The organism is Salipaludibacillus aurantiacus (genome assembly GCF_900111295.1).
Lineage (GTDB): Bacteria > Bacillota > Bacilli > Bacillales > Salisediminibacteriaceae > Salipaludibacillus > Salipaludibacillus aurantiacus.
In genome coordinates this window covers 39,705-51,744 of the sequence record NZ_FOGT01000018.1, presented here as the reverse complement: position 1 = coordinate 51,744, position 12,040 = coordinate 39,705, and the positions used below count along the sequence as shown (strand labels likewise).

At 40.3% G+C, this 12,040-nt stretch carries 12 protein-coding genes; 1 reads left to right on the top strand and 11 read right to left on the bottom strand.

The window, feature by feature from the left end; all coding sequences use genetic code 11:
* Window positions 1–162: 162 nt before the first annotated feature.
* The 8 genes from motS to BMW59_RS17620 all read right to left on the bottom strand — a co-directional run bounded on the left by motS (window position 163) and on the right by BMW59_RS17620 (window position 6,517).
* Window positions 163–936, bottom strand: coding sequence for a flagellar motor protein MotS (gene motS, locus BMW59_RS17655; protein ID WP_093054962.1), 774 nt, complete (start codon window positions 934–936; stop codon window positions 163–165).
* The gene (gene motP / locus BMW59_RS17650) at window positions 929–1,741 is read right to left on the bottom strand and encodes a flagellar motor protein MotP (protein ID WP_093054961.1); all 813 of its coding nucleotides are present in this window, start codon (window positions 1,739–1,741) and stop codon (window positions 929–931) included. Before motP ends, motS begins: the two co-directional genes overlap by 8 nt.
* A 120-nt stretch (window positions 1,742–1,861) precedes the next feature.
* On the bottom strand, window positions 1,862–2,875 hold the full coding sequence (gene ccpA, locus BMW59_RS17645; RefSeq protein ID WP_093054959.1) for a catabolite control protein A: 1,014 nt from the start codon (window positions 2,873–2,875) through the stop codon (window positions 1,862–1,864).
* Between the two features lie 191 nt (window positions 2,876–3,066).
* Window positions 3,067–3,630 carry a hypothetical protein gene (locus BMW59_RS17640; RefSeq protein ID WP_093054957.1) on the bottom strand — a complete coding sequence of 188 codons (564 nt, stop codon included), beginning with the start codon at window positions 3,628–3,630 and terminating at the stop codon, window positions 3,067–3,069.
* A gap of 112 nt (window positions 3,631–3,742) precedes the next feature.
* Window positions 3,743–4,837 carry a bifunctional 3-deoxy-7-phosphoheptulonate synthase/chorismate mutase gene (locus tag BMW59_RS17635; RefSeq protein WP_093054956.1) on the bottom strand — a complete coding sequence of 365 codons (1,095 nt, stop codon included), beginning with the start codon at window positions 4,835–4,837 and terminating at the stop codon, window positions 3,743–3,745.
* Window positions 4,838–5,226: 389 nt separating this feature from the next.
* Window positions 5,227–5,559, bottom strand: coding sequence for a bacillithiol system redox-active protein YtxJ (gene ytxJ, locus BMW59_RS17630; RefSeq protein WP_093054955.1), 333 nt, complete (start codon window positions 5,557–5,559; stop codon window positions 5,227–5,229).
* Window positions 5,556–6,041 (bottom strand): YtxH domain-containing protein, encoded by a 486-nt coding sequence (locus BMW59_RS17625; RefSeq protein ID WP_093054953.1) that lies wholly within the window; start codon window positions 6,039–6,041, stop codon window positions 5,556–5,558. Before BMW59_RS17625 ends, ytxJ begins: the two co-directional genes overlap by 4 nt.
* Window positions 6,042–6,070: 29 nt before the next feature.
* Window positions 6,071–6,517: a DUF948 domain-containing protein gene (locus BMW59_RS17620; protein ID WP_093054951.1), complete on the bottom strand. Its 447-nt coding sequence runs from the start codon at window positions 6,515–6,517 to the stop codon at window positions 6,071–6,073.
* A gap of 202 nt (window positions 6,518–6,719) precedes the next feature.
* Here BMW59_RS17620 and BMW59_RS17615 point away from each other — a divergent pair, with 202 nt between their 5' ends.
* Window positions 6,720–7,835, top strand: coding sequence for an aminopeptidase (locus BMW59_RS17615; RefSeq protein WP_093054949.1), 1,116 nt, complete (start codon window positions 6,720–6,722; stop codon window positions 7,833–7,835).
* Window positions 7,836–8,504: 669 nt separating this feature from the next.
* Here BMW59_RS17615 and murC read toward each other — a convergent pair.
* The 3 genes from murC to BMW59_RS17600 form a co-directional block, all read right to left on the bottom strand.
* Complete coding sequence (gene murC, locus BMW59_RS17610; protein WP_093054947.1) at window positions 8,505–9,800, bottom strand: UDP-N-acetylmuramate--L-alanine ligase; 1,296 nt, start codon at window positions 9,798–9,800, stop codon at window positions 8,505–8,507.
* 211 nt (window positions 9,801–10,011) lie between these two features.
* Window positions 10,012–10,680 carry a hypothetical protein gene (locus tag BMW59_RS17605; protein ID WP_093054945.1) on the bottom strand — a complete coding sequence of 223 codons (669 nt, stop codon included), beginning with the start codon at window positions 10,678–10,680 and terminating at the stop codon, window positions 10,012–10,014.
* A 236-nt stretch (window positions 10,681–10,916) separates the two neighbouring features.
* The gene (locus BMW59_RS17600) at window positions 10,917–12,023 is read right to left on the bottom strand and encodes a nicotinate phosphoribosyltransferase (protein ID WP_093054943.1); all 1,107 of its coding nucleotides are present in this window, start codon (window positions 12,021–12,023) and stop codon (window positions 10,917–10,919) included.
* Window positions 12,024–12,040 lie beyond the last annotated feature (17 nt).

Sequence of the window (12,040 nt, the reverse complement as noted above, 5' to 3'; positions counted from 1 at the left end):
TATGCCTGTGGTGTAAGCCTTCGCCGGGAGTGAACCCACTGATTAAGTAAGCTCTTTTTGCATTGACTGCCCGCACTTGTTCCAGAGTAAGAGAATTAAAAAGTCAGCACTCACCTTTAACTAAGCTAAAATATAAAAAATCCGGTGTTAAACCCGGATTAATTAATATAACTCACTATTTTCGTATGCCGGATCTGAAATAACTATAACAACCCGCCGGTTTTTCTGAAGATTATCGGCGCTCGTGTTAGGAGCTACCGGCCGTGTATCCCCATACCCTACTGCAAGAAACCTGCGAGGCTCCAACTCTTTATCCGATATTAGAAATCTTATCACACTACTCGCTCTTGCTCCTGATAATTCCCAATTTGAAGGGTATTGGACAGTATTAATGGGACGGCTGTCAGTATGGCCTTCAACTTTTACCATATTGGGAATTCCATTGAGCAAAGTTCCTACTTTCTCCAGAAAAGGCTCGGCATCCTTAATAATATCAGCTCTCGCCGTCTTAAACAGTGCTTGCTCCTGTAACACGAGCACGACTCCCCTGTCATCCCGGGAAACCGTTATTTCATGTTGCAAATCATTTGTCTCCAGGTAGTCTTCAACCTCTTCAAGCAAAAGATCCAGCTGTTCATTCATTTCCTCTCCGTCTAATTCAGTTGAAGAATCAGAGGATTCACCTTCTTCTTCATAAGGATCAATTTTTACGTCCCGGTCCTCAGCGGGATTTTCAAAAGGTATGAGAGAGGGGTAAAAATCGAAAACAGCTCTGTCCTGAAAAGAATCAGCAATGGCACGGAATTTATTTGCGTCGACTACCGACATGGAAAATAAAAGGATAAAGAAAACGAGAATAAGTGTCATCATATCGGAGAATGTGACCATCCATTTAGGAGCCCCTTTGTCCTGTTGAGTGTTCCTCCGTCTATCCATTCACAACCTTCTCCTCCAGCACTTCCTCCTCCTCTGTTTTTACATGATTAGGAAGGAAGGCACTTAACTTTTCCTCTAATATTTTTGGGTTCTGACCGGATTGTACTCCTATGACACCTTCTACTACAATTTGTTTAACAAAAACTTCTTCCTCCGTGCTTAAAGCCAATTTATTTGCCATAGGATTAAATACAAGGTTGGCTAACAGCGTTCCGTATAAGGTCGTTAATAAAGCTATAGCCATATTAGGACCCAAGGTGGCAGGGTCATTTAAATTTTGCAGCATCAGCACGAGTCCCACCAGCGTTCCGATCATCCCCCAGGCCGGAGCATACTCTCCTGCTTTCTCTAGAATATACCGGCCTTTCCGGTGCCTTTCCTCCATAGCTACCACTTCTGCCATCATAATATCTTTTATAATATCCGGTTCTATGCCGTCTACTGCCAGCAGAACTCCTTTTTTAATAAAAGGATCCTCTACATCTTCCAACCCGGCTTCCAGCGCAAGGAGACCTTCTCTTCTCGCTCTGGAAGAAAGACTTACAAACGTATCAATTAATTCTTGTAAATTAAGATCTTTCGTTTGAAACGTTTCCTTGATGACTTTAGGGAGAACCCGTAAATTTGATATAGAAAAGTTAATGAGCATCGCCGCAGTCAGGCCTCCTAAAACAATGAACATGGAAGCAACCTGAATAAAATCCGTCAGTTCACCTGACCCTGCTGCATTTGTATAAATAGCTGCCAAAAGAGCCGTTAACCCTATAAATATTCCTATTGGTGTTAATAAGTCGATTTTTTTCATAACCCTCTCCCTAACGCTGCACATTTCTCATACACTTTATTTCTATATAGAGAACGCTCCAATTAAGGAAAGGCCCCGCCATTAAAAAAGGACGGAAAGCCCTGAAAAGGATATAACAGCTCAGTCTGCTTCACCAAAAGACGTGGATTGACGATATTCCACTCTGTGCGGCAGCAGGACTACTTTATCTGTCACCTCTTCTTCGTTCATATATTTTGTTAATAAACGCATAGAGACAGCCCCGATATCATACATAGGCTGCACAACTGTCGTTAAAGTCGGCCGTACCATTGTTGCAAGTCTGGTGTTGTCAAATCCGATAATTTCAAAATCGTCCGGGACCTTGAACCCTGCATCCTGGGCTCCGTGAATGACTCCAAGGGCCATTTCGTCGGTAGATGCAAAAATAGCTGTCGGTCTTTCGTCCAGTTTAAGAAGTGATTCCATAGCTTCCAGACCTGAGTCATAAGTATAATCTCCAATGATTACAAGATCTTCATTCAAATCGAGACCAGCATCCTGGAGTGCTTTTTTGTATCCGGCGAATTTCATATACCCGTTAATAGGATCTTCCAGTGTTCCTGAGAGCATCGCTATTTTTTTATGCCCCTGCCCTGTTAATGCGGCTACCGCATCATAAGCTGCCTGTTTATAGTCAATATTAACTGAAGGGAACTCTTTCTGATCATCAATAGTTGCCGACAGAACAATAGGTACCGGGGAATTCTTGAACGTTTCTTCGTGTTCCTTAGTAATCTCTCCGCCCATAAAGACAATACCATCTACCTGTTTTTCTAAAAGCGTGTTAATTAAATGAATTTCTTTCTCTTTATTCTGGTCAGAGTTACATAAGATAATATTGTATTTATACATTGTCGCAATATCTTCAATTCCTCTGGCGAGCTCCGAAAAGAACGTGCTCGAAATATCAGGAATAATGACACCTACTGTAGTTGTACGTTTACTTGCCAAACCTCTTGCCACAGCGTTTGGTCTGTATCCGAGCCGTTCAATTGCCTCAAGTACTTTCTTTCTTGTGGTCGGTTTGACGTTAGGATTGCCGTTCACCACACGGGAAACTGTTGCCATAGACACTCCTGCTTCTCTTGCTACATCATAAATAGTTATATTCATCTGTTGCTCCTCCTTATATATCATACATGATATGGTTTTCATACTTTCATAATGTACTGCTATAATACGACACTTTCAGGAGGCGCGCAAATTCTTATATAATATCGTCACGTCCCCGCCAAAAGTTAAGAATTCTTTATAAATTTCTTACTGCTTTGCATTTAAACATCCTGCTTTTTTTCCATTAAAAGTTAATATTCAACATATGTTTTCTGAACTATTTTTTTATGTTCCCCAAAACGGTTTTTCATAATAGTGTATTGCAGCCTGTATGGTATTTTTCCTTCCATAATTTCCATTTCCACTACAGAATGGACAGTAGTGTGCTGGATAAGAGCGATTGTATTTTCTGTTGCATCCTCAATTGTTGGATACTTTGCGTCAATGACGGCAGCTAAATATTCTCCATCTTTACTTAAGCTTAAATCTGACAATTTCCGGGCCATCGTATCAGCGAGTTCAATTGACAGAACAGCCTGGAAGTATTCAAACAAATCGTTTTTTGTCTTAAATTCAGCCGGAAACACTGGAACACCGTCTCCATTCAGCACGGCATCTTTGACCGGCTTTTGTATATGTGCCTCTGCTTCATAAATAAATGCTACAAGATCTTCCTTTTCTTCTGAGGTATAATGAGGCTTTGAAAACTTTGTATATTCAATTGGCGTATTAATATTATAATTGCTTAACGTGCATCCATTTAACAAATATAGCAAACATACAAATAAAAAAGCTGAACTTTTTCTTAAACGCATTCTGTATCCCACCCTTATCTATAGAGTGTCACAAAAGCGTTTTATCTATTCTTGCTTAATCTCAAAACAGGAAAAAGCTCCTTGATATGAAAGGAGCTTTTTCGTTGCATCTTTATTTTACTTCAGCTGTCTTTTTCTTATAAAGACCTGATTCTTCAAGGCGTGCCATAAATTCATGGAATTGAGGAATGTCCATTTGCTGGGCTGAATCAGACAATGCTACTGCCGGATCAGGGTGGACCTCTGTCATTACCCCGTCAGCCCCAACTGCCAACGCCGCTTTGGCGGTTGGGAGAAGAAGATCCCGCCGTCCTGTCGAGTGAGTAACGTCTACAAAGACAGGCAAGTGAGTTTCCTGTTTCAGGATCGGAACAGCAGAAATATCAAGCGTATTTCTGGTTGCTTTTTCATAAGTTCGGATTCCTCTTTCACACAGCATAATATTTCCGTTTCCTTTTGAATGGATATACTCAGCAGCATTAATAAACTCAGAAATTGTGGCAGAAAGCCCGCGCTTTAATAAGATTGGTTTATCTACACTTCCCGCAGCTTTCAGCAGTTCAAAGTTTTGCATGTTTCTCGCACCAATCTGAATGACATCCAGGTAATCCACCGCTTTTTCAATATCGTGCGGAGTGACAATTTCACTAATAACAGCCAGGTCATGTTTATCTGCTACTTCTTTAAGAATTTTCAATCCTTCTTCACCAAGGCCCTGGAAGTCATAAGGAGACGTTCTTGGTTTGAATGCTCCGCCTCTTAAAAACTTAATCCCTTCTTTTTTCAAAGCTTTCGCAACTTCGTCTACCTGCTCAAAGCTTTCAACAGAACAAGGGCCTGCTATTAATTTTTGCTCTCCATTCCCGACTTTTTCGCCGCGGATGGTTACGATTGTATCTTCAGGATGCTTTTTACGGGAAACCAGCAATGCTTTCCTGTGATCGTCTTCCTGAAGCTCCAGGCTCGCCTTAAAGATTTCTTTAAAAATATGCTGAAGGGTGGATGTTTCAAAAGGTCCCTCATTATTTGCCTCAATTGAATCAAGCATCTTTCGTTCTCGTACCGGGTCAAACCTGTTAAGACCCTGCGCACTCTTCACTCGACCGATTTCCTGAGCAATCTTTGCCCGTTCATTAATTAACTCTACCAGCTGATCATTTACTTTATCCAACTGGCCTCTCAGCTCTTCTAATTGTTCATTACCCATTAAGAAAACTCCTCTCTTTGCAGCAAAGTCTTATATGACTTTTTTTGATTTAGCCACTATTATATACGATACGTTTAAGAATGTCACCACCTTTTCTTTAATTCTTAAACGCTTTTAAGCGGTAAAGTGGAAGTGAGCATCTCAATATGCCTTCATATCAGTATGCACGACTCTTTAAAAAAAATATATAATTTTTTTAATCCAACATATTCTGGCTAAATTTAGTAAACCTATTATGTAATTTATTTGACCTGACGATAAGGTGTGAATAAGCCGAATGAGATTACAATCAGTATTGTAACCAAAAGCAGGAGTATGGCGCTGATCGGGGAAAATATTCAAGGTATTAAAAAACTGTGCCGGTGATTAGTACCGGCACAGTCTGTTTTTTAAAGAGCTTCTGCAGCCCTTTCAGCGTTTTTCTTTGTTACTTTCCAATGGGAAGCATCCCATACAACATCATTTTTTTGTATTAAAAATACTTGGGGAGATTCGTGCTTTATACCATACTCATCTGCTATTCCGTTTGACACTTCCCTTAATTCCTGAACATTTAAATAATAAACAGGAAGAGCTGAGTCGGAATCAGAATACTTTTCCATTTCTTCCAACGCTTCCCTGCTAACAGGGCAAGTAATACTGTTTTTTAAAAGAAAAAATCGTTCTGTTTCTCCTTGTACTTGCTGCAGTTCTTCTTTGCTTTCAATCTTCTTGATGCTCACTGAATATCCTCCTTCTCCTCCTCTGGAACGCCCTCGTTTTTTTGTTTTAATCTTTCTTTTTCTTCCACTTCTTTAACGAGCTGCTCCACTGAACGCTGTAAGTCTTCTACTTCCTGTTTTACTGAAGCTGCTATATCTTCACTGATTCCTTCAAGATCATCTGCTAAATAATCTGCAGACTCAGTTAATTGTTCGACATCTTTTCTGACTGATAAAGAAAGCCGCCTCATTTTGTCTATAAGGTGCGTTGACTGATCCGATACACTTCTGGCAGCAGTTGACGCCATAGAACTGCCTTTCTCTACAGCCTGATTTGTCCAGTCAGACGTTTTATCTTTAGCTGCTCTGGCCTGATGATTAATGTCCTGCCTTAACTCTTTTCCCGATTTTGGAGCCAGTAAAATTGCCGTGGAAGCACCAACTATTACTCCGATAACTCCACCAATAAAAAAATCTTTTGTATCAATCCCTTTTCCGCTCATTTCAATACCTCCCTCGCAAAATCCCTTCCTTAATTATTACTATTTGCAGCTGCTTTTGATGTTTCCGCTTTTTTAGTCTTCCACTTTGACCAGAAGTCTAATACGACATTCCCCCATTTTACAGCCTTTGCAACTTGTTCAGACTCCTCATCAGCTTTTCTGGATACAGCATCCGAGACTCTTCTTACTGAATGGTTCATGTTCTGGAAGGACTCTCCAAGATCTTTAGCTGCAGCAAAAACAGAGTTTAGAGAATCTGATTTCTGCTGAAGATCGTCAGCCAAACTGTTTGTTTTATGTAATAATTCTGTTGACTCTTTAGTAATGCCATCCACCTGACTCTGCAGCTCTTCTACCGTGGTAGAGACGTTATCCATTGTTTTTTTCAGTGACTGCAACGTCTGGATAATATAAAACACGAGAAAAGCAAAAGAAATTGCAATTATTGCAACGCTTACATAGATTAACCATTCCATGACAAATACCTCCTGAATTTTTCTTGTAGTTTCATTTTAATCTTATAAGAACAAGATTCAACATCTTTTGTCAAATTCCTGCCGGCAAGTAATGATTTTTTGTCCTTACCCGCTGTTTTCATGACGTCTTCTGGCTTCCAAATTAAGATGTGTGTAAAATAGTAGATGGTATTCCATTATTCCAAAAGGAGGCAATTTTTTTATGAGAGATCCGCGTATTTCCATACTTGCTCAAAATTTAATCCGTTATTCAACAAACCTGCAAAAGGGAGAAAAGATTTTGATAGAGAACTTCGGCGTTCAGACGGAATTAGTTAAAGCTCTGGTTGAAGAAGCTTATAAAGCTGAAGCTATTCCTTTCGTTTCCCTTAAAGAACACGAAGTAAACCGATATCTGCTTAAAGACGCAACTGAAGAACAGCAAGAGATGACTGCTGATTTTGAGGCCTATGTAATGAAACAAATGGACGCTTACATCGGCTTAAGGGCAGGGGACAATATTAACGAATTATCCGACGTCCCGTCAGATAAAATGAGTTTGCACCAGCAGACAGTAGGGACTAAAGTACACCGCAAAATCAGAGTTCCTAAAACTAAGTGGGTAGTCCTCCGATACCCAAGCCATTCAATGGCCCAGCTCGCTCAAATGAGCACCGAAGGGTTTGAGGATTTTTATTTTAACGTGTGTAACCTGGATTACGCAAAAATGGACAAGGCTATGGATGCCTTAGTCAGTAAAATGAATAATACTGATAAAGTACGCCTTACAGGTGAAGGCACCGATTTGCAGTTCTCCATTAAAGATATACCGGCAATTAAGTGTGCCGGAAAGCTGAACATACCTGACGGTGAGGTTTATACAGCTCCTGTAAAAAATTCTGTAAACGGAACAATTACTTATAATACTGCTTCACCCTACCAGGGCACTACTTTTGAGAACATTTCCTTAACTTTTAAAGATGGGAAAATTATTCACGCCGAAGCCAACCACACGGAGAAAATTAACGAAATCTTTAATACTGATGAAGGCGCAAGATACATCGGTGAATTTGCCATCGGCGTCAACCCTTACATTTTACATCCTATGCAGGATATCTTATTTGACGAGAAAATAGACGGAAGTTTCCACTTCACGCCCGGGCAGGCTTACGAGAATGCTTATAACGGCAACGATTCAGCAATCCACTGGGATATCGTAAATATTCAGCGTCCTGAATATGGTGGTGGAAACATTTATTTCGATGGAGAACTGATCAGGGAAAATGGACGCTTTGTAACTGACGACCTTCAAGGCTTAAACCCTGAAAATCTTAAATAACGCCTGGCACCAGCCAGTTCATTATTTCTTCCAGCCTCCAGTCTCTTCTGCCGGCTGGATTTTTAATAACCAGTCTCCAGTCCTGGTAAAGCCTCAATGTTCAAACGCATAACAAAAAGAAGCTGGGACAAAACTAAATTAAACCCAGGATAACCGAAGAATGAATTCACAAAAGACCATAAGATGAGATGAGGTTCATAAATGCACTAGCTTGCCGCAGGCATCTTTTCAGCTCCTCGGCAAAAATCGCCTGCGGGACCTTCAGAAGATGCTTTTCCTGCAGGCGTCTCGTGATTTTTGCACATCATCTATTTTTAGCTTTTTTGATTAAAGGACAGAAGGCATATCTGAAGATCCAATTCAACGAAGCTCTAGGCTGAGTAAATTTTAGCCAATCATGCAGAAATAACTCACCCCTTAAATATATTAGTAATCCGATAAACGAAGGCGAGGACACCCAGAGGATGAGCGAAGTCTGAAAATCCACTTTCCCGAAGGAGTCCTTCGGGAAAGTTAGTTGAAGACAAGCCCCTGGGCAAGCGTCCGCTTGGCGGACTGAAGTCACTCCTTTCCTCAAAAAGAACAGCCGAACAAAATTCGAAAATTTTGTTCGGCTTTCTTTATGATTACTATTCTTTTGTCCCAGCCTCGCACCATACTCTTAACCTGTTAAAATGTTTTTTCATAAGCAGCCTGAAACTTCTGCACATCTCCTGCTCCCATAAAAATAAGTACAGCTTCTTCATGTTTATGCAGAATATCCATCTTTTCTTCCTGGATGAGAGAGGCTCCAGGAATTCTTTCAAGTAAATCTTCAATAGAAAGCTCTCCGTCTTTTTCTCTGGCTGAAGAAAAAATATCACATAAATAAACATGGTCAGCAGCTCTTAAGCTCTCTGCAAATTCATCCAGAAAAGCTTTTGTGCGGGTAAAGGTATGAGGCTGGAATACGGCCACAACTTCTTTTTCCGGATATTTTTTTTGAGCCGCCTCAATAGTGGCAGATATCTCTGTTGGATGATGGGCATAATCGTCGATCAAAATTTGGCTTCCCTGCGTTTTTTCTGTAAAACGTCGTTTCACCCCTCCAAACGTCTTTAACTGGGCCTGCACTTTATTCAGATCAATTTCTTCATAATCGCATAAAGTGATAACAGCTAAAGCATTTAGGACGTTATGAGATCCATATCCATTGATTGTAAAAGAGCCGTAAAATGAGCTTCTGATATAAACATCAAAATGTGTCCCTTCTTTATCAGCTCTGATATCTTTAGCGTAAAAGTCATTTTCTTCACTCAGGCCGTAATAAAGTACAGGCACCTGTACATTCAGCTGCTGCAGATATTCATCGTCTCCACAGGCAATAATCGCTTTTTTCACCTGTCTGCCCATTTCCTGAAAAGCGCTGAAAACATCCTCTACATCCTTGAAATAGTCTGGATGATCAAAATCCACGTTCGTCATAATCGCATAATCCGGGTGGTAATTTAGGAAATGTCTGCGGTATTCACATGCCTCAAACACAAAATACTCACTGTTCTCCTCACCTTTACCTGTCCCATCCCCAATTAAATAGGACGTCGGTTTAGCCTCTCCTATAACATGAGAAAGCAATCCGGTGGTCGAAGTTTTGCCGTGAGAGCCTGTAACGGCCACACTCGTAAAATTTTGAATGAAATCACCTAAAAAATGAGGATAGGAATGAACTTTGACGTTCAACTCTGACGCAGCCTGTATTTCTGCATTGTCACTATTATAAGCAGGTGATGCAATGACTGTCTGACCTTCCTGAATATTTTCTTTCTCGAAAGGAAAAATTGGAATACCCTTTTTCTCCAAAGGTTTTTGTGTAAAGAATACTTTTTCTACATCGGATCCCTGAACTTTGTATTTCATATCGCTCAGAATTTGCGCGAGGGCGCTCATCCCGGAGCCTTTAATACCAATAAAATGATAAACTGTCATCATTAAACCTCCACGATTATATTGAGATCTTACAACCAGCGAATATAACTTGCTTTTTAAAGTTATGATACATTATTTTTTGTATTTTATTCCAAATTGACCACTTTAAAGCTTGACGTTAGACCATTATATCAAAAATGAATAGGCAGAACCATTAAACTCCGTGTCTTCTTTGTCTCTTTTATATTTTACTTCGTTTGACACCGGACGTTCATCTTACTTTTTGATACTTGAGCATATCAATCCCATACTCTTTTAAATATCTGCGGTACTCTTCATGCCCTTCCTTATACTTTTTTTCAAGCCGGGCAGCTGCCTCTTTTTCAAAACGCTGGTCTATAACTATACACGGGCCTATAATTCTCTTCTCAAACCCTATCGTGGCAGTTCTTGCTAAAATCAGGTCTCCCTCTTTTATATCCGGCCTGAACAAATAAGGTTCAGCTTTTATCTGGCTGTTTTTCTCTTTGAAAAATGGGGATAGTAAAATGTGGTTTTCTTCTATCTTATTCACCCGAACGGGTTCGAGGTGCATCACCATTAATATCCCACAAATTCCCAGCATTGTTTTAGACATTTTATCCTGTTTTGTTCGCACAAACAAGTCAAGCAGTCTTGAACCTACAACTGTTACGTAATCGAACAGGAGCCAATGTTCAAAATGAAGATGAAGCCCGGCATCCAACTCGTCTGTGTCCTTCAGACCCAGTTTATGGCGGAAGAGATGTTTCGCACGGACTTTCTCCCTTAGATTTGCTTCCTTTTGAACATAAGTAAACATCCAGTCATATAAATCTGCAAAGTTCTCATCCATCCGCTTTTGTTTTTGTTTTTTTAATTTCTCAAGATCTATCAGAAACTCTGCTCGTTTTCCTTTCATTATCACTTACTCCTTTAATTAAGACCGTTCAAAAGACATAGGAATCCTATTTTGCGGATTCCCTTCTAACCTCTTTTTATGCTAACATGCCACCCAGCTTTTTAAGTTATAAAAAACGGTGTCATCAAATTGACGAGAGCCTGGAAGCCTTTTGTCTTTAATCTTTTAAAAATTAACTTTCCAAAATTACAAGAGAAAAAAGCTGTTCATTGGTAAACAATTGAACAGCTTTTTGATCATTGCCCGAATGTTATTTTTTGTAAACGCGGGTTTTCCCGGAGTTTTCGTCCTGCTTTCGCTTCGTGATTCCCGTTCAGCTTAACATTATCACCTGTAAAACCAATATGCACCTTAAGAAGGCTGCTGCCGACCCCATACATATCCACCGGTGCGCCGATCCGTTCGTATCTTTCTATACGTTTAGCATCAAATCCTCCGGAGGCCACTATTTTAACATGATTAAACCCTTCCTGATCAAGTGCTTCCCTAAGAGCAAAAAGGAGTTGTGGATTGACTCCTCTTGGATCAAAGGTACCAAGTACTTCCGGATGCCGGGTGAAATATTTATCAATTAAATGATTCGACGTATCGACCCGGACGCCTTCAAGGTTGTCTCCAAAGGCACGGGCGACTTTTAAAGAGTCGGTGATAACATCATTATTGTAATCGACCAGAGCTAATAAATCATCATCCGGATAAGTTTCTTTATAGGCTTTTGTGGCCTCAACCACATCTCCTTCAAACAGCTGAATCAAAGCATGGGGCATTGTTCCAATTCCTCTTTTTCCCCACCACTCATTCATTGCATGTGTTGCCTGGGCTTTTGATCCTCCAATGTATGCAGCGTAGCCATCACCGGCCTGCATCATAAAATGATCGTCCCGGTCACCCATAAATATAACCGGTTTTTCATCGCCGGATGATTTAGCAGCTTTTACCACTTCATATACGTTAGTCGCAACAGAGGTACGCCTTGCAAAAATACCGTCAATTACTCCTTCAAGAAAACCGTAATTCTGATAAGGCCCCTTAATGGTCAAAACGGTTTCAAACGGCTCCACTTTATCGCCGTCCTCAAGCGAATGAACTTCAAGCTCATCAGGGTTTAAGGCAAAGGTTTCCAAAAGGGCGATCACTTCATCGGTGCCGCATAATACAGCTTGTTTTTTCTGAAAAAATTGCATAGTTACGATATTATCCGACTTGTACTTTTCTGCAATTTCTTTTGTTTTTAAAAAGTAAACAGCGGAGAACCAGCCGTCTCCCACTCTTTCATCAAATTTAAATGTTTTATTCGTCAGACGTTTAATTTTCCCTTGAAGTTTCAGATGAATTTCTTTCATTTCTAATCTCCTTGAAA